19 protein-coding genes are annotated in these 17,745 nt (G+C 69.9%); 15 read left to right on the top strand and 4 right to left on the bottom strand.

Going from position 1 to position 17,745, the window contains the following annotated elements:
* Positions 1-7: 7 nt before the first annotated feature.
* On the bottom strand, positions 8-1,021 hold the full coding sequence (locus ACZ51I_RS10180) for a LacI family DNA-binding transcriptional regulator (RefSeq protein ID WP_468873436.1): 1,014 nt from the start codon (positions 1,019-1,021) through the stop codon (positions 8-10).
* 232 nt (positions 1,022-1,253) lie between these two features.
* On the opposite strand from ACZ51I_RS10180, the gene ACZ51I_RS10175 reads away from it, so the two are divergent.
* The 10 genes from ACZ51I_RS10175 to ACZ51I_RS10130 all read left to right on the top strand — a co-directional run bounded on the left by ACZ51I_RS10175 (position 1,254) and on the right by ACZ51I_RS10130 (position 12,226).
* Positions 1,254-2,546 (top strand): extracellular solute-binding protein, encoded by a 1,293-nt coding sequence (locus ACZ51I_RS10175; protein ID WP_468873434.1) that lies wholly within the window; start codon positions 1,254-1,256, stop codon positions 2,544-2,546.
* Between the two features lie 4 nt (positions 2,547-2,550).
* Positions 2,551-3,528, top strand: coding sequence for a carbohydrate ABC transporter permease (locus ACZ51I_RS10170; protein ID WP_468873432.1), 978 nt, complete (start codon positions 2,551-2,553; stop codon positions 3,526-3,528).
* Positions 3,525-4,355 (top strand): carbohydrate ABC transporter permease, encoded by an 831-nt coding sequence (locus tag ACZ51I_RS10165; protein WP_468873430.1) that lies wholly within the window; start codon positions 3,525-3,527, stop codon positions 4,353-4,355. Before ACZ51I_RS10170 ends, ACZ51I_RS10165 begins: the two co-directional genes overlap by 4 nt.
* A 36-nt stretch (positions 4,356-4,391) precedes the next feature.
* Entirely contained in the window at positions 4,392-5,768 is a 1,377-nt protein-coding gene (locus tag ACZ51I_RS10160) for a glycoside hydrolase family 30 protein (RefSeq protein ID WP_468873429.1), read from the top strand.
* A 32-nt stretch (positions 5,769-5,800) separates the two neighbouring features.
* On the top strand, positions 5,801-6,835 hold the full coding sequence (locus ACZ51I_RS10155; RefSeq protein ID WP_468873842.1) for an endo-1,4-beta-xylanase: 1,035 nt from the start codon (positions 5,801-5,803) through the stop codon (positions 6,833-6,835).
* Positions 6,832-7,878, top strand: coding sequence for a Gfo/Idh/MocA family protein (locus tag ACZ51I_RS10150; protein WP_468873427.1), 1,047 nt, complete (start codon positions 6,832-6,834; stop codon positions 7,876-7,878). Before ACZ51I_RS10155 ends, ACZ51I_RS10150 begins: the two co-directional genes overlap by 4 nt.
* On the top strand, positions 7,875-8,735 hold the full coding sequence (locus ACZ51I_RS10145) for a DUF6807 domain-containing protein (RefSeq protein ID WP_468873425.1): 861 nt from the start codon (positions 7,875-7,877) through the stop codon (positions 8,733-8,735). The genes ACZ51I_RS10150 and ACZ51I_RS10145 overlap by 4 nt, the downstream gene beginning before the upstream one ends.
* A complete protein-coding gene (locus ACZ51I_RS10140; RefSeq protein WP_468873839.1) occupies positions 8,732-9,475 on the top strand; it encodes a cupin domain-containing protein in 744 nt (247 codons plus the stop codon). Before ACZ51I_RS10145 ends, ACZ51I_RS10140 begins: the two co-directional genes overlap by 4 nt.
* Positions 9,475-10,947, top strand: coding sequence for a non-reducing end alpha-L-arabinofuranosidase family hydrolase (locus tag ACZ51I_RS10135; RefSeq protein ID WP_468873422.1), 1,473 nt, complete (start codon positions 9,475-9,477; stop codon positions 10,945-10,947). Before ACZ51I_RS10140 ends, ACZ51I_RS10135 begins: the two co-directional genes overlap by 1 nt.
* 112 nt (positions 10,948-11,059) lie before the next feature.
* Complete coding sequence (locus ACZ51I_RS10130; RefSeq protein WP_468873420.1) at positions 11,060-12,226, top strand: aldose epimerase family protein; 1,167 nt, start codon at positions 11,060-11,062, stop codon at positions 12,224-12,226.
* A 502-nt stretch (positions 12,227-12,728) separates the two neighbouring features.
* Here ACZ51I_RS10130 and rpsN read toward each other — a convergent pair.
* Together rpsN and rpmB are read right to left on the bottom strand one after the other, a co-directional pair.
* Positions 12,729-13,034, bottom strand: a complete 306-nt coding sequence (rpsN, locus tag ACZ51I_RS10125; RefSeq protein ID WP_468873418.1) for a 30S ribosomal protein S14 — start codon at positions 13,032-13,034, stop codon at positions 12,729-12,731.
* Positions 13,034-13,270 (bottom strand): 50S ribosomal protein L28, encoded by a 237-nt coding sequence (gene rpmB, locus ACZ51I_RS10120; protein WP_468873416.1) that lies wholly within the window; start codon positions 13,268-13,270, stop codon positions 13,034-13,036. The genes rpsN and rpmB overlap by 1 nt, the downstream gene beginning before the upstream one ends.
* Positions 13,271-13,338: 68 nt before the next feature.
* On the opposite strand from rpmB, the gene rpmG reads away from it, so the two are divergent.
* From rpmG to ACZ51I_RS10095, 5 genes are all read left to right on the top strand, one after another.
* Positions 13,339-13,503 (top strand): 50S ribosomal protein L33, encoded by a 165-nt coding sequence (gene rpmG, locus ACZ51I_RS10115; RefSeq protein ID WP_468873414.1) that lies wholly within the window; start codon positions 13,339-13,341, stop codon positions 13,501-13,503.
* 40 nt (positions 13,504-13,543) lie between these two features.
* Entirely contained in the window at positions 13,544-13,789 is a 246-nt protein-coding gene (locus tag ACZ51I_RS10110) for a type B 50S ribosomal protein L31 (RefSeq protein ID WP_468873412.1), read from the top strand.
* A complete protein-coding gene (locus tag ACZ51I_RS10105; RefSeq protein WP_468873409.1) occupies positions 13,789-14,940 on the top strand; it encodes a CobW family GTP-binding protein in 1,152 nt (383 codons plus the stop codon). Before ACZ51I_RS10110 ends, ACZ51I_RS10105 begins: the two co-directional genes overlap by 1 nt.
* Before the next feature lie 75 nt (positions 14,941-15,015).
* A complete protein-coding gene (rpsR, locus tag ACZ51I_RS10100) occupies positions 15,016-15,252 on the top strand; it encodes a 30S ribosomal protein S18 (protein WP_468873406.1) in 237 nt (78 codons plus the stop codon).
* 185 nt (positions 15,253-15,437) lie between these two features.
* The gene (locus tag ACZ51I_RS10095) at positions 15,438-16,976 is read left to right on the top strand and encodes an NCS1 family nucleobase:cation symporter-1 (protein ID WP_468873404.1); all 1,539 of its coding nucleotides are present in this window, start codon (positions 15,438-15,440) and stop codon (positions 16,974-16,976) included.
* On the opposite strand, the gene ACZ51I_RS10090 is transcribed toward ACZ51I_RS10095, so the two are convergent.
* Complete coding sequence (locus tag ACZ51I_RS10090) at positions 16,933-17,721, bottom strand: serine protease (RefSeq protein WP_468873401.1); 789 nt, start codon at positions 17,719-17,721, stop codon at positions 16,933-16,935. The genes ACZ51I_RS10095 and ACZ51I_RS10090 overlap by 44 nt on opposite strands.
* Positions 17,722-17,745: the final 24 nt, after the last annotated feature.

The raw sequence follows: 17,745 nt of genomic DNA, 5'->3' as shown, positions 1-17,745 counted from the left end.
GGTCTCCCTAGGCTCGAGGCGGGGCAGTGGAGAGCCTGACCTTGAGTTCGGTCGAGAGCTCCATGCGGGGGCTGACCAGGGGCTGGTCCTCCAGGAGTTGGAACAGCGTGCGGGCGGCGACCCGGCCCATCTCCTCCAGCGGCTGGCGCACCGTCGTCAGCGGCGGTGACAGCCATTCGCACATCGGCAGGTCGTCGAAGCCGACCACGCTGAGGTCCTGCGGGATTCTCAGTCCGCCCTGCCGTGCGGCTTCGTAGACGCCCATCGCCTGCTGGTCGCTGCCGGCGAAGATGGCCGTCGGCGGCTCGGGGAGGGCGAGCAGTTCCCGGGCGCACCGGAACCCGCCCTCGTGCTGGAAGTCGCCGAACCGGATCAGGTCGCGGTCGACCTCGATCCCCGCGCGCTCCAGGGCGGCCCGGTACCCGTCGATGCGGGCCTGGCTGCAGAGCATCTCCTTGCGTCCGCCGATCGTGGCGATCCGGCGGTGCCCCAGCTCAAGCAGGTGGTCGGTGGCGGCGAGGCCGCCGGCCCAGTTGGTCGCTCCGACGCTCGCCACACCGTTGCCCGGCAGGTCGATCGGGTCGATGACGACCAGCGCCACCCCGGCTCGTTCGATCTGGGCGCGCTGGGCCTGGGTGACCGAGGCGGTGACCAGGATGACGCCGTCGCTGTGGTGCAGGACCGGCAGTGCGGCCCAACTGGACGGCGTCGCCTCGCCCGGCGGGACGAGCGACACGACGGTGCCGACGCTCCGCTGGGCGCACTCGGCCTCGACGCCGCGCAGTATCTCCACCGCCCATGCGCTGTCCAGCCCGCCGATGATCAGGTCGACGAGGCCCGACCTGCGGGCCCTGCCCTGCCGGCCGGGCTGAAGGTAGTTGTGAGATCGCAGCAGGCCCTCGATCCGTTCACGTGTCGAGGGTGCGACATCGGAGCGGCCGTTGATGACCTTGGACACGGTGGCCTGGGAGACCCCTGCCTCCGCGGCGATGACGGCCAGGGTCGGACGCTGCTCGCTCAACTTCTCTCCTCTGCGCGGCCGCCTTCGGATGACGACAGGTATCGCAAACTTTCGAAGAGTTTCTGGTCGGCTCGATCGCTTGTCAAGGCTTCGAACAGCCTCTTCTTCTACGAAAGTTGGTGGGAGGTCTTGACCGAGGAGCCCCGGGTTTCTAGTTTGTGGCAGCACAGAATTCGAGAGTATTTCGAAATGTTTTCGGGCGTGAACCGGCATTCCCTCAACCGGAGGTCCCATGGCCAGCATCCCCCCGAGCCGACGAAGCTTCCTGGCGCTCTCGGGCTTGACCGCACTCTCCGTCTCCATGGCCGCGGCCTGCGGCGTTGACGATTCCGACGGCAAGCCGGGGTCCGGCGGCAAGGTGACGTTCGCGTGGTGGAACATCGCCACGACGGAGCCGGGCAAGTCCCTCTTCCCGGAGATCTCCTCGGCGTTCATGTCCGGTCACCCGAACATCGCCATCAATACGACCTCGCTGGAGAACGAGGCGTTCAAGTCCAAACTGACCGCGACCACCTCTTCGGGCAGGCTCCCCGACGTCTTCCAAACCTGGGGCGGCGGCGTGCTGCGGCAGCAGGTCGACGCCGGGCTGGTCGAGGACCTCACCGAGGCGTTCGACTGGTCGTCGGACCTCACCCCGGTCTCGCTCCAGGCCTACCAGTTCGACGGCCGGACCTACGGAGTCCCGTACGACATCGGCATGGTCGGCTTCTGGTACAACAAGAAGCTCTTCGCCAAGGCCGGGATCACCTCGCCCCCCACCACCTGGGCCGAACTCCTCGAAGACGTCCGGAGACTCAAGGCGGCCGGGGTCACCCCGATCGCCCTCGCCGGCAAGGAGAAATGGCCGGGCCACTACTACTGGGCCTACCTCGCGATGCGCGTCGCCGGCCTACCCGCGCTCCAGCAGGCCGCGACCACCAAGGACTTCACCGGCGCCGGCTTCGTCCAGGCAGGCGCCCACCTCAAGGAGCTGGTCGACCTCCAGCCGTTCCAGCCCTCCTTCCTCGGCGCCGGCTACGCCACCCCCGGCGGCCAGGCCGCGACCATGGGCAACGGCAAGGCCGCCATGGAGCTGATGGGGCAGTGGGGACCGTCGGTGCAGAAGGACGCGGGCGCCGGCCTCGGAGCGGACCTGGGTTTCTTCCCCTTCCCGACGGTCGACGGCGGTGTCGGCCGGGTCACCGAGGTGTTCGGCGGTGGCGGCGGCTTCGCGTTGCGCAAGGGCGCCCCGAAGGAGGCGCTGGACTTCCTGAAGTTCTTCGTACTGGAGAACGAGTCCAAGTTGCTGGCCTCCAACGGCTACCTGCCGGTGGTCAAGGGGGCGGAGAGGCAGCTCACCGACGCCAACCGGAAGGTCGTGGCCGACAGTCTGGTCAAGGCGACGGGCTTCCAGCTCTTCCTCGACCAGGCCTACCCGCCGGCGGTCGGCCAGGAGGTCAACGACAGCGTCGCCGACCTCATCGCGGGCAAGAAGACGCCCGAGCAGGTCACCGCGTCGATCACCGAGGCTGCGAAGGGTGCCTAGCTCCGTGTCCACCCTGAGTGAGGAGCGGACGGAGGACGCCGTGCCGGTGCGCCCGCCCATCCCGGCCCCGTCGCTCCTGCGCGGGTGGGGAAGCTGGGCGTCGGTCGCCTGGTTCCTCGTCCCGGCTCTGGTCCTCTTCCTCGTCTTCGTCCTCGCCCCGATCGTCGTCGCCGTCTACACCGGCTTCTTCAAATGGGGCGGGATCGGCCCCATGGAAGACTTCGTCGGCTTCGCGAACTACACCACGCTCTTCGGCGATCAGGTCTTCCTCGGCGACCTGGGGCGCGGGCTGTACCTGATCGTCCTGTCGATCACCGTGCAGTTGCCGTTCGCGCTGTTCACCGCGGTCCTGCTCAACCAGAGGCTGCGCGGCCGGGCCGTCTACCGGATGCTGTTCTTCGCGCCGTACATCCTGTCCGAGGTGGTCACGGCGGTCCTCTTCACGATGATCTTCCTTCCCGGCGACGGCATGGCCGACCATCTAGCCGGCGCCCTCGGCCTGGAGGGGCTGCAGGGCACCTGGCTCGCCGATCCCTCGACGGTCATGCCGACCCTCTTCGTGGTCATGATCTGGAAGTACTTCGGCTTCCACATGATGCTCTTCCTCGCCGGGCTGCAAGGTATCCCGGCCGAGATCCTCGAGGCGGCCTCCATCGACGGCGCCGGCGCCTGGCAGCGCTTCCGCCACGTGACGCTGCCGCTGCTCGGCCCGACGATCCGGATCAGCGTCTTCCTTTCGGTCATCGGGTCCATCCAGCTCTTCGACCTCGTCTGGGTCATGACCTCGGGCGGCCCCAACCACTCCTCCGAGACGATGGCGATCTCGATGTTCCAGTTCGGGTTCAAGCGGTACCAGGTCGGCTACGCCAGTGCGATCAGCGTGGTGCTGTTCATGATCAGCCTGGTCTTCTCCCTCTTCTACCAGCGTTACGTGCTCCGCCGTGACCTGAGCGGGGCCGTCACCACGGGAGGCGGCCGATGACCGCCCGAGGGACGGCACGCGGCCTGTCGCTGCACGCCGTGATCTGGCTGATCGGCGCGTTCGTCGTCGTGCCGCTGATCTACGCGGTGATCTCCGGGTTCAAGAGCACCGGCGAGCTCACGACCAACCCGTTCGGGCTGCCCCGGCAGTGGAAGATCGGCAACTACGCCGGCATTCTCGGCGACGGCATGTTCTGGCGGCAGATCGCCAACAGCGCGGGAATCGCGATCGGTACGACCTTCTGCACGGTGGCGGCGTCCGCGATGGCGGCCTTCGTCCTTGCCCGCTACGCCTTCCGGGGCAGGGAGTTGTTCTACACCCTGTTCACGATCGGCTTGATGTTCCCGTTCGCGGTGGCCGTCCTGCCGCTGTTCCTCATGCTGCGCACCTTCGGCCTGCTCGACAACCCGCTCGGAGTGATCCTCCCGCAGGCGGCCTTCGGGCTCCCCATGACGATCATCATCCTGCGCGGCTTCTTCCGGACCATCCCGGCGGAGGTCGAGGAGGCGGCCATCGTGGACGGCTGCGGCAAGTTCCGCTTCTTCTGGAAGATCCTGCTGCCGATGGCGCGTCCGGCGCTCGGCACGGTCTCCGTCCTGGCGATCGTCACGAGCTGGAACAACTTCTTCCTGCCACTCCTGGTGTTCAACGACCCGAAATGGCAGACGATCCCGGTCGGTGTCCAGCAGTTCCAGGGCCAGTACTCGACCGACTACGCGCTCGTCCTCGCCTACATCGTGCTCGCGATGGTCCCCGCCCTCGCCTTCTACGCCGTCGCCGAGCGGCAGTTGATCGGCGGCCTGACCGCCGGCGCCACCAAGGGCTGACCCGCTCCGCGTGACCTCCACCCCCGAGGAGACGTTGTGAAACGCCTGACCGCACTGACAGCCGTCCTGCTGTTGACGCTCACATCCCAGGCCGCGGCAGACCCCGCGCGCCCCGCCATCGACTTCCGCGCCGAACTCCAGCCCATCGACGGCTTCGGCTTCTCGATGGCCTTCCAGCGGGCCGACCTGCTGCACGGCGCGCGCGGCCTCAGCCCTGCCAAGCGGCGCGAGGTGCTCGACCTGCTGCTCAGCAAGGAGAAGGGCGCGGGCCTCTCGATCCTCCGCCTGGGCATCGGATCGTCGACCGACAGGGTCTACGACCACATGCCGACGATCCTGCCCACCGACCCCGGCGGCCCGGACGCCGTCCCGGCATACGTCTGGGACGGCTGGGACGGCGGCCAGGTCTGGCTCGCCAAGGAGGCCAAGGCCTACGGCGTCCAACGGTTCTTCGCCGACGCCTGGAGCGCCCCGGCCTTCATGAAGACCAACGGCAGCGAGAACAACGGCGGCGAGCTCCTGCCCCAGTGGCGTCAGGCCTACGCGAACTACCTCGTCCAGTACGCCAGGTTCTACCAGCGGGAAGGCATCAGGATCACCGACCTGGGGTTCACCAACGAACCCGACTGGACGGCGACCTACGCCTCGATGCGCTTCACCCCGGAGCAGGCCGTCGACTTCCTCAAGGTGCTCGGTCCGACCGTCCGCGCCTCCGGACTGAAGACACAACTGGTCTGCTGCGACGCCGCGGGCTGGGACCGCCAGGTCGCCTACACCGAGGCCATCGAGGCGGACCCGGCCGCCGACAAGGCCGTACGGACCGTCACCGGCCACCGCTACAGCGGTCCGACCACGGTCCCGCAGCCGACCGACGAGCACGTGTGGATGTCGGAGTGGTCGCCGGACGGCTCCACATGGAACGAGAACTGGGACGACGGCAGCGGCTACGACGGCCTCACCGTCGCGGCCGACATCCAGAACACCCTGAGCGTCGGCAACGCCAACGCCTACGTCTACTGGACCGGGGCGTCCCTCGGCGCGACCCGGGGGCTCATCCAGCTCGCCAACCCCGGCGACGACTACCGGGTGTCCAAGCGGTACTGGGCGCTGGCCGCCTTCAGCCGCTTCATCCGCCCCGGCGCCGTCCGCGTACCGGTCACGAACGCCGACCCGGCTCTGCGGATCACGGCCTTCCGCAACTCCGACGGCAGCCGCGTCATCGAGATCCTCAACACCGCGACCACCGAGACCTCCGCCGCCTTCACCCTTCGCGGCGGGCACGACCGGCACCCCGACGCGTACGTCACCGACAAGACCCGCTCGATCACCCCGGTCGACGTCGTCTCCACGCACGGCACGACCCTCACGGCGACACTCGCCCCGCGTGCGCTGACCACGATCGTCCTCGACTGAACCGCCCCGCATCCGAGGAGTCACCCATGTCCATGTCCCGGCATCTCATCGCCCTGTCCGCCGCCGTCTGCCTCGCGGCCGGCCTGGCCGCCGCGCCCGCGACCGCCGAGCCCCGTCCCCGGACGCTCGCCGAACTGGCCAAGAAGCACCACAAGTACTTCGGCTCCGCCACGGACAACCCCGAATTCACCGACGCCGCCTATCTGAAGCTCCTCGGCAGCGAGTTCGGGCAGACCACCCCCGGCAACGCCATGAAGTGGTACGCCACCGAACCCCAGCGCGGCGTCTTCGACTTCACCGCCGGAGACGAGGTCGTGGCCTTCGCCAAGGCCCACCACCAGAAGGTCCGCGGTCACACCCTCATCTGGCACAACCAGCTCCCCGGCTGGCTCACCGAGCGCAGCTGGACCGCCGAAGAGCTGCGCGCCGTCCTCAAGAACCACATACAGACGGTGGTCCGGCACTACAAGGGCCAGGTGATCCACTGGGACGTCGTCAACGAGGCCTTCAACGAGGACGGCACCTACCGCGAGACGCTCTTCTACAAGACGCTCGGCCCCGGCTACATCGCCGACGCCCTGCGCTGGGCCCACGAGGCCGACCGGCACGCCAAGCTGTACCTCAACGACTACAACGTCGACGGGATCGGCCCCAAGAGCGACGCGTACCACACCCTGATCAAGCGGTTGAAGGCCGACGGCGTCCCGGTGGAGGGCTTCGGCATCCAGGGCCATCTGGCCCTCCAGTACGGCTTCCCCGCCGACGTCGAGCAGAACATGCGGCGCTTCGCCGACCTCGGGGTCGAGGTGGCGGTGACCGAGCTCGACATCCGGATGAACCTCCCGGCGACGCCCGAGAAGCTCGCCACCCAGGCCACCTGGTACGCCGACTACGTCAAGGCCTGCCTGGCGGTCAGGAAATGCGTCGGCGTCACCATCTGGGACTACACCGACAAGTACTCGTGGATCCCCTCCGTCTTCCCCGGCGAGGGTGCCGCGCTGCCCTACGACGAGAACCTGCGGCCCAAGCCCGCCTACCACGCGATCAGGGAGGTGCTGGGCGGATGATACGTACGGCGATCGTCGGAACGGGCGGGATCGCCGGCGTCTGCCACGTCCCCGCCCTGCGGGCACAGGCGCACCGGGCCGTGATCGTGGCGGCCGTCGACGTGGACGACGCGCGCGCTGAGGCGTTCGCGGCCGAACACGGCATTCCCGCGGTCTACACCGACCTGAGCACGATGCTCGACGAGCAGCGTCCGGACGTCGTTCACCTGTGCACGCCGCCGTACCTGCACGCCGAACAGGCCGTGGCCTGCCTGGAGTCGGGGGCGTGGGTGTGGTGCGAGAAGCCGGTGGCCCTGTCGCTGGCCGAGCTCGACCGGATCGGTGCCGCCGAGGGGCCCGCGTTCGCGGGCGCGGTGTTCCAGCATCGGTACGGCTCGGGGGCCCGGTATCTGCGCGGGCGGATCGCGGCCGGGACGCTGGGCCGTCCGCTCGTCGCGCAGTGCGTCACGGCGTGGTACCGCGACGACGCCTACTACGACGTTCCCTGGCGCGGCAGTTGGCAGAGCGAGGGCGGTGGCCCGACGCTGGGCCACGGCATCCACCAGATGGACCTGATGCTCGACGTGCTCGGGCCATGGGCCGAGGTACGCGCGATGGCCGGCCGCCTGGACCGCGACGTCCAGACCGAGGACGTCTCCGCGGCCCTGGTCCGGTTCGAGAACGAAGCCATCGCGACGGTCGTCAACAGCGTCCTCTCCCCACGCGAGGAGAGCTACCTGCGGTTCGACCTCACCGACGCCACGGTCGAGCTGCGGCATCTGTACGGCTACTCCAACGCCGACTGGACGTTCACCGCCAGGTCCCCCCACGTGCGGTGGGAGCCGCCCGACGACCTGCCCAGCTCGCACACCGCCCAGCTCGCGGCCTTCCTGGACGGCTACGAGGCGGGGACCCGGCCCGACCTCGGCAGATCCACCATGGAACTGGTCACCGCCCTGTACAAGGCCGCGATCACCGGCCTGCCGGTCCGGCGCGGAGAGACCGACGCGGCCGATCCGTTCTACGGCTCACTCAACGGGGGTCGCCCGGAGGTGTTCCGATGACGTTCGAACTCCTCGAGAACGAGGACTCGCTGATCGTCCGGGCTCGCGACGTCGACCTCTTCCGCTACGTGCACCGGCCGGTCATGGACCCCTTCGAGGCGCCGAAGCCCTACCTGCATCCGCTGCGCACGCTCGCCGGCGACGTGGTCACCGGCTACCGGCCGCACGACCACCGCTGGCACAAGGGCGTCCAGATCACCGCCTCGTGGGTGTCGGGGCAGAACTTCTGGGGCGGCGGCACCTACCTGCGCGGCCAGGGCTATGTCGACCTGCCGAACCTCGGCACGATGCGCAGCCTCAGCCTGTCCGCCGAAACGGGCCACGACCGCGCCGTGATCACCGAGCACCTGGCCTGGCACACGATGGCGGGGGAGCACTGGGTCGACGAGCACCGCACCCTGACCGCACGCGACATCGAGGCCGACTCCTGGACCCTGGAGATCAGCACCGCGCTGACCAACGTCCGCGGCACCGCTCTCATGTTCGGCAGCCCCGGCACACAGGGCAGAGAACTCGCCGGATACTCCGGCCTGTTCTGGCGCGGCCCGCGCGACTTCACCGGCGGCCACGTGATCGGCCCCGCGATGGGCAAGAAGGGCGACTGGCTGGCCTTCACCGGCACGCACGACGAGGTCGACCGCTCCTCCACGCTCCTGTTCCTGGACGATCCGGACGCCCCCGGCCGCTGGTTCGTCCGCAGCGAGCCCATCCCCGCCGTCAACCCGTCCCTCGCGTTCGACGAGGAACTGCCGCTGCCACCGGGCGACACCCTCGCGCGCCGCTACCGGATCGTCGTGGCCGACGGCGCATGGACCCCCGCGCGCCTGTCCCGCCATGTCGCGGAGCACCCGTGGTGAGCCCGCTCCCCGGCGGAATCGGGATCTCCGGATTGACCGTGTACGACTGGGAGGCCGCCGACGGGCTGTGCGGCGGCACACCCCACATGCACCTCGTCTGCTCCGAGGCCTACGTCGTCATCGGCGGCGCCGGCAGCGTCCAGACCCTCACCACCAGCGGCTTCGCCGACACCCCGCTGCGCCCCGGCGACGTCGTCCGGTTCACCCCCGGCACGATCCACCGCCTCGTCAACGCCGGCGGCCTGCGCCTCGTGGTGCTCATGCAGAACAACGGACTTCCCGAGGCGGGCGACGCCGTCTTCACCTTCCCCGCTCCCGTACTGGCCGATCCCCACGCCTACCAGGCGGCGGCCGCCCTGACCGGTGACCACGCCGTGGCGGCACGCCGCCGCCGCGACCTGGCCATCGAGGGATTCCTGGCCTTGCGCGAAGGCGGGCTGCGGGAGTTCCACACCGCCGCCCACCACCTGAAGAGCGAGCTGCTCGACGCCTGGTGGACCCGCTGGCGTGACGGCCCGCTGGCGGCGGCCCTCGCGACCGGCTGCCAACTGGAAGCGCTGAGGACCGGAGACCTCTCCCACCTCGATCACGGCGAGGTGTCGCGACTGGAGCGCCCGGAGCGCCCGCTCTTCGGCATGTGCGGCCTCCTCCATCCCTATCCCGTCCCCGTCCTCCCGACGCGGCCGCTCCGCGGTTCGTCGGGGCCATCTCACCTCCGTCTCCCGAAGGAGCTCTTCTGATGCGGTTTCGCCATCCACCCCTGGTCCTGAGTCTCGTACTCGCGGTCCTGTCGTCCCTGCTGCTCGGGGCCACTCTCCTCAGTGCCCCGCCCGCCGCCGCGGCGACCGTCGACACCAACGCCTGGTACGTGCTGGTCAACCGCAACAGCGGCAAGGCCCTGGACGTCTACAACCTGGCGACCGACGACGGGGCCCGCATCACCCAGTGGTCAAGGAACGACCAGAACCAGCAGCAATGGCAGTTCGTCGACTCCGGCGGCGGCTACTACCGCATCAAGTCCCGCCACTCCGGAAAGGTGCTGGACGTCCACAACGGGTCCACGGCCAACGGCGGCTCGATCGTCCAGTGGACCGACCTGAACGGCACCAACCAGCAGTGGCGGCCGGCCGACAGCCCGGACGGCTACGTGAGGCTCATCGCGCGCCACAGCAACAAGGCCCTGGAAGTGCAGGGAGGCTCCACCGCCGACGGCGCGAACATCGTCCAGTACGACGACTGGGGCGGCGCCAACCAGCAGTGGCAGCTCGTCAAGGTCGCCGGCGGCAACCCCGGCACGTGCGCCCTTCCCTCGGCGTACCGCTGGACATCGACGGGCGCGCTGGCGCAGCCCAAAGCCGGATGGGCCTCGCTCAAGGACTTCACCGTCGTGCCCTACAACGGCAAGCAGCTCGTCTACGCGACGACGCACGGTGCCGCGGGAACGGGAGCGGGCTGGGGCTCGATGAACTTCACCCCGTTCACCAACTGGTCGGAGATGGCCTCGGCCGGCCAGAACACGATGTCGAGTTCCACCGTCGCGCCCACACTGTTCTACTTCGCGCCGAAGAACATCTGGGTGCTCGCCTACCAGTGGGGCCGGACCGCCTTCTCCTACCGGACATCGAGCGACCCCACCAACCCGAACGGCTGGTCGGCGGAGCAGGAGCTCTTCTCGGGAAGCATCGCCGGCTCCGGAACGGGCCCCATCGACCAGACGCTCATCGCTGACGGAACGAACATGTACCTGTTCTTCGCGGGCGACAACGGCAAGATCTACCGGGCCAGTATGCCGATCGGGAACTTCCCGGGCAGTTTCGGCACGAACTCGACAGTGATCATGAGTGACACGACGAACAACCTGTTCGAAGCCCCGCAGGTCTACAAGCTCCAGGGGCAGGACCGTTACCTCATGATCGTCGAGGCGGACGGCTCGCAGGGCCGGTACTTCCGCTCGTTCACGGCCACCAGCCTGAACGGCTCGTGGACACCCCAGGCCGCGACCGAGAGCAACCCCTTCGCCGGCAAGGCCAACAGCGGCGCCACCTGGACCAACGACATCAGCCACGGCGAACTGATCCGCACCAGCCCCGATCAGACCATGACCGTCGATCCCTGCAACCTGCGGTTCCTCTACCAGGGACGTGACCCCAACTCCGGCGGTGACTACGGCGTCTGGCCCTACCGGCCGGGTCTGCTGACCCTGCGGCGCTGACGACGTGGCACCGGTCCGGCTCCACCCGGGAGCCGGACCGGCGTCACGGCCGTCGCGCCGGATCTCGTACGTGTGACGAAGCACCGAACTCTCTACGTCAAGGAGTCACGACATGATCATCAACAGGCGTACCGTGATGGCGGCGGGCGCCGCCGGAGTGGCGGCAGCGGCTCTGGGGGCGGCCCCGGCGTTCGCCTCGGGAGGCCCGGAACGGCCCGGCGGAAGGCCGGTGAAGGAGCTGTTCGGAACCCTGCCCGACGGCACACGCGTCCACCGTTGGACGGTGGCCGCGGGAGGCACCCGGCTGCGCGTGCTGTCGTACGGCGGCATCGTCCAGGCCCTCGAAATCCCCGACCGGCATGGGCGGTACGCGAATGTGTCTCTGGGCTTCGACAACCTCGAGGACTACGTGTCGGGCAGCCCGTACTTCGGTGCTCTCATCGGCCGCTACGGCAACCGCATAGCGGGTGGCTCGTTCACGCTCGACGGCAGAACGTACCGACTCCCCGTCAACGACGACCCGAACAGCCTGCACGGCGGGGACAAGGGGTTCGACAAGCGGGTGTGGGACGTCGAGCCGTACGCGCGAGGGCGGGACACCGGCCTCACCCTGCGGTACGTCAGCGCGGACGGCGAGATGGGCTACCCCGGCACCCTGCGCGTCCGGGTCGACTACGTCCTCACGCCGCGCGGCGACTTCCGCATCGACTACGAGGCCGTCACGGACAGGGCCACCGTCGTGAACCTCACCAACCACACGTACTTCAACCTCGCGGGCGAAGGCAGTGGCAGCGTCCTCGACCACACCCTCAGGATCGCCGCCTCCCGCTACACCCCCGTGGACGCCACCCTCATCCCGACCGGGGAACTCGCCGAGGTCGCGCACACCCCCTTCGACTTCCGGCACGGCAAGCCCATCGGCCGGGACATCCGCGACGCGCACCCGCAGGTCGTCTCCGGCCGGGGCTACGACCACAACTTCGTGCTCGACAAGGGACTCACGGACGCCCCGCAGCATGTCGTGACCGTCACGGAGCCCGTCCACGGCCGCGTGATGGAGATCGCTACCACGGAGCCGGGCGTGCAGCTGTACAGCGGGAACTTCCTCGACGCCACGCTGGCGGGTTCCTCCGGGAAGGTCTACCGCCAGGGTGACGGCTTCTGCCTGGAGACCCAGCACTTCCCCGACTCGCCCAACCAGCCGTCCTTCCCGTCGACGGTGCTCCGCCCGGGACGGACGTACCGCTCGACGACGGTCCACTCCTTCTCCACCCGCTGATACGGGAGCGCCGAGAGCCCGGACCGGCGCGTCGGGGCAAGCGGTGCCTCGATGTGGCCCGTGACATCGGCCGCACCCATGACGTCCGAGGATGGAGAGGGAGTGATGTCCCCTCCATCCCCGGACGAGCCCTTTCGGGGGCGGAGAACGGAGAGGGCCGTGGTGGTCGGGGCGGTGTTCGGCAGTGAGCATGTTCCCGCCGACGAGCGGTTCGACCGCTGGCGGGAGATGATCAACCGCCCTCCGGACCCCACCGGATCGCCTGGAGGGAAGCCGCGCGGGCGATCCTGGCCCGCACGCCGCTCGACCGGGCACACAAGACCGGCACCCTCTCGCTGATCGGTGGCTACGTGACTGGGCGCGGCGGTGGCGGGTGTTGCTGCGGGACCTCTTCCGCTTCGGGACGGCCACCGTGAGCTCCTCGGTCGGGTTCTGACGTGAAGGGGTGGTCGTTTGCGTGCTCGGGCGCCGCCCGATCGGGGCGGCGCCCGGAAATCGGCCTCTACCAGGACGATTTGGTCACTCCCGGCAGGAATCCGGAGTGGGCCTGCTGTCGCGTGCGCACCCGCGACAGTCCGAACCTGCGCAGGTAGCCTCGCGGGCGCCCGTCCACGCTGTCGCGATTGCGCACACGGGTGGCGCTCGCGTCGCGAGGTTGCCGGCGCAACTCCGCCCGGGCGGCATCGCGTTCGGCCGCGGTGGAGGAGGTGCGGCGGAGGGTCTCCTTGAGCTCGGCCCGCCGGGCGGCGTACCGCTCGACGATCTCCTTGCGCTTCTCGTTCTGCGCGATCTTGCTCTTCTTGGCCATCAGACCTTCCCTCCCCGTGCGCGGATCCGGGCCACGGCGGCCTCGACGCCGATCGTGTCCACGGTCTTGATCGCCCGGGCGCTCAGGGTGAGGCGGACGTGCCGGCCCTCACTCGGCAGCCAGTAGCGCTTGTGCTGGATGTTCGGGTCGAAGCGGCGCGAGGTGCGCCGGTGGGAGTGGGAGATGTTGTTGCCGAAGCCCGGCTTGGCGCCGGTCAGTTGGCAGTGTGCGGACATGGTCGCAGTCGCCTTTCCCGCGGATGAAGCGTATTGGAAATGGAAATCATTGCCATATACTAGCCATCATGGCACGCAACGAGATCCGTCCGGTCATCAAGCTCCGCTCGACGGCCGCCACCGGCTTCACCTATGTCACCCGCAAGAACCGGCGCAACGACCCCGACCGGATGGTGCTCCGCAAGTACGACCCCGTCGTCGGCCGCCACGTGGACTTCCGCGAAGAGCGCTGACCACCGCACCCCCGCCCCACCGCCCTTGAAAGGCCCTGCCATGAAGCCCGGAATCCACCCCGCCTACCGGCCCGTCGTCTTCCGCGACTCCGCCTCCGGCACCGCGTTCCTCACCCGCTCCACGATGACCGGCGACAAGACGATCGACTGGGAGGACGGAAACACCTACCCCGTCGTCGACGTGGAGATCTCCTCGGCCAGTCACCCCTTCTACACGGGCACGGCACGCGTCCTCGACACCGCCGGCCGCGTCGAGAAGTTCCAGCGCCGCTACGGAGCCCGCTGATGGGTCACGAGCAGCGGCTTCCCGTCGTCATCGTCGCCGGTCTGCACGCCGACGCCCGGACCGAGGTCGTCGACCACCTCCTGAAGACCGTCCCCGGAAGCGTGGCGCTGCACCACGGCCTGGCGGGGGCGGCGGACGGCAGCGTCATCCGGGTGATCCGCGACGCCGCCGGCACCGTCTCCCGCGGCGAGACACCTCTGGTCAACGACTGCGCGTGCTGCGCTCTGCGCGAGGACCTCGTCCCGGAACTGGAGCGGCTGGCGGACGGCGGGCTGACCCGTCTCGCCGTCGTCGACCTGTGGGACTCGGTCGAACCGAAGGCCATGGCGGAGGTGATCACCGGACACGGCGGACACCGCCTGACCCTGACGAACGTGATCACCGCCGTGGACCCGGCCCTCGTCCTGCCCTGCCTCGCCAACGGCGACGACCTGGCCGAGGCCGGCCTCGCGGCGGCCCCCACCGACCAGCGGACCGTCGGCGACACCTGGGCCCGCCAGCTGGAGTACGCACCCGTCCTCGCCGTGGTCGACAGCGACGAGGCCGACGACGAAGACCGCGCCCTCCTCGCGCAACTGCACCCCACCGCACAGCGCGTACCCGTCGGCTCCGGCGACCTCGCCCGGGTCGCCCTCGCCGGCTTCGACGTCGAGGCCGCCGCGGCCGCCCAGCACCCCGCGTGCGCCCTGCTGCCCCAGGACGCGGACGAGGCCGGAGTCGCCACCTTCGTCTGGCACCGCCGGCGCCCGTTTCACCCCGAACGCCTCTACCAGGCCCTTGAGGACCTGTGCTGCGCGGCGGCCCGCAGCCGCGGCCGGTTCTGGCTCGCCGACCGTCCCGACACCCTGCTCGCGTGGGACGCGGCGGGCGGAGCGCTGTGCGTGGAGAGCGTCGGCCCCTGGCTGGCGTCCCTCCCGGACGCGGCCTGGGACCTGGTCCCTCCCGTACGCCGGGCGGCGGCCGCACTGGACTGGCACCCCGAGCACGGCGACTGCTGCCAGCACCTCGTCTTCACCTCACCCGGCCTCGACCGGGACGGGCTGGAACGACTCCTCGACTCCTGTCTCCTGACGGACGCCGAGTACGCGTCGGGACGTGAGGCCTGGCAGCACCTGCCCGCCGCCTTCGACTCCCTCCTCGACGCCGCCTGACACCCACCCGTACGACCCGTTCACGGCCTGGCACGACCGCCCGCCGGAAACCTTCCTGCAAGGAGACACACCGACATGGCCCGACGTCCCGACCCCCGCAAGCCCGTCAAGTCCCGTCCCAACCCGCTCGACGCGGCCGGAATCACGTACGTCGACTACAAGGACACCGACCTGCTGCGGAAGTTCGTCTCCGACCGGGGAAAGATCCGCGGCCGACGCGTCACCCGCGTGACCGCCCAGCAGCAGCGGGCCCTCGCCACCGCCGTGAAGAACGCACGCGAGATGGCCCTCCTGCCGTACTCCGGCCGCTGACGACGTCCGGGCCCCAGGAGGGAGCCGGCGGAGACCCGGGCTCCGCGTGGGCTGATCCAAGTGAACGGGTGGTCGTGGACTCCCTCTCCCTTGACGCCCCCGGCCCGTAGGACGAGACTCCCCACGGTCAAGAACCCCATGCCCCGCACGGCCTCGTTCCGTCCCCCGAACGAAGGGTTCCGTCCATGACCGCAACCGCGTCCTCCGGAAGACCCGGCCCCTCCGGCGTCGGCGACGGCCGTGTCGAGCTCGCGCCCGGCACGGCCCCCGCCGATCCCCGCTTCGTCAACGACGACCTGCTGCCCGTCCCCGTGGCCGGGCGCCGCTGGACCACGTACAACTTCGCCGCCCTCTGGGTCGGCATGGCCCACAACATCCCCTCCTGGATGCTGGCCTCCGGACTCGTCGCCCTCGGCATGGACTGGAAGCAGGCTGTCCTCACGATCGCCCTGGCCAACGTCGTCGTCCTCGTCCCGATGCTGCTCACCGGGCACGCCGGACCGAAGTACGGCATCCCCTTCCCGGTCCTCGCCCGTGCCTCCTTCGGGCTGCGCGGGGCGAACCTGCCCGCACTCGTCCGGGCCGCTGTCGCCTGCGCCTGGTTCGGCATCCAGACCTGGATCGGCGGCCAGGGCGTCTTCGTCCTGCTCGACAAGGTCTTCGGCGGCGGCTGGGCGGAGGCGTCGCGGATCGGCGGCCAGCCCTGGACGCTGTGGCTCTGCTTCGTCCTCTTCTGGGCGCTCGAACTCGCCATCATCTACCGGGGGATGGACGCCCTGCGCCGCTTCGAGAACTGGGCCGCGCCCTTCGTGATCGTCGGCGCGCTCGCCCTCCTCGTCTGGATCACCGTCAAGGCGGGCGGCGTCGGACCCCTCCTCGACCAGCCGTCGAAGCTGGGCTGGGGCGCCGACTTCTGGCCCGTCTTCTTCCCCGCCCTCATGGGCATGATCGCCTTCTGGGCCACGCTCAGCCTCAACATCCCGGACTTCACCCGCTTCGGCGCCGGCCAGCGCTCCCAGGCCCTGGGGCAGACCCTCGGCCTGCCCACCACCATGACCCTGTTCGCGCTGCTCTCGGTGCTCGTCACCTCCGGCTCGCAGGCCGTGTACGGGGCTCCCGTATGGGACCCGGTGGCGCTCGCGGCCAGGACCGACAGCGTCTTCGGTCTGCTCTTCGCCCTGGTGACCGTGCTCGTCGCCACCCTCTCGGTGAACATCGCGGCGAACGTCGTCTCGCCGGCGTACGACCTGGCCAACCTCGCCCCAAGACTGGTGAACTTCCGTACGGGCGCGCTGATCACCGGCGTCGTCGGCGTCCTCATCATGCCGTGGAAGCTCACCGCCACCCCGGAGCTGTACATCTTCACCTGGCTCGGCCTGGTCGGCGGCCTCCTCGGCACGGTCGCGGGCATCCTCATCGCCGACTACTGGCTGGTCCGCCGGACCGTCCTGGACCTGGCGGGTCTCTACCGGGCCGACGGCCCCTACTGGTACCGGGGCGGCTGGAACCCGGCTGCCGTCCTCGCCTTCGCGGTCGGCGGCGTCCTCGCCGTCGGCGGCTCCCACTCGGCGCCGGGGGCGGGCCCGTTCCCCCAGGACGGGCTGATCCCCTTCCTCAAGCCCCTCGCCGACTACGGCTGGGCCGTGGGCCTGGCCGCCGCGCTGCTCCTGTACACCGCCCTCATGAGGCGGGCAGCTTCCCGGCCGTCCTCCCGATCCAGCTGAGGTAGGACCAGACGCGGGTGTTCACGGCGGGGGTGTCGGTCGCGCACCCCTTCCCGTACGACACCAGACCGACCACGTACGGCTTCCCCGCGATCGTGTGGACCAGGGGGCCGCCGGAGTCGTACTGACAGGTGTCCCGCCCCGGCGCGTACGTGCAGAGCTGGGCGGCGGTGACCTGGGACATGCCCCGGGCCTCGCACGTCGGGTTGCTCATGGTGCCGAGGACCACGGTCCGCAGGACGTCGGAGGTACGGCCCCCGAAGGAGGTGGCGCCCCAGCCGGGGGCCTCGACCCGCGTGTGGTCGAAGGTGCCGTGGGCGTACGGGAAGGGCAGGGCGACCGGGCGTACGTCACGGTTGAAGGCGACCGGCTCGGCCAGCCGGACCAGCGCGACGTCGTGGCGCTGGGTGGCCGGGTCGTACTCCGGGTGGGGGAGGAACGAGGCCGGGGCGGCGAGCACCGCGTGCGGACTGTCGTCCTCGCGCGTCAGATCATGGTCGCCGAGGAGCACCCCCACGCGCGCGGTGCTGCTGTACGAGCCGGTCAGGCAGTGCGCGGCGGTGAGCACGTACCGCTCGCCGACCAGCGCCCCGCCGCACATCACCCGACGCTCCGCCCGATCCACGAGCCCCACCATGAACGGGTACTGATGGGGCCGCGCCTCCTGGCCGCCGACGACCGCGTGCGCGGGCGGCGCGATGCCGAGGGGGCACACCGCCAGCACCGCGCCCGCGACCGTCGCCATGAGCTTCCTCGCCCGTCCCACCTG

It is taken from the genome of Streptomyces sp. NPDC034084, assembly GCF_055575535.1.
This window is presented reverse-complemented; position numbering and strand designations above follow the sequence as displayed.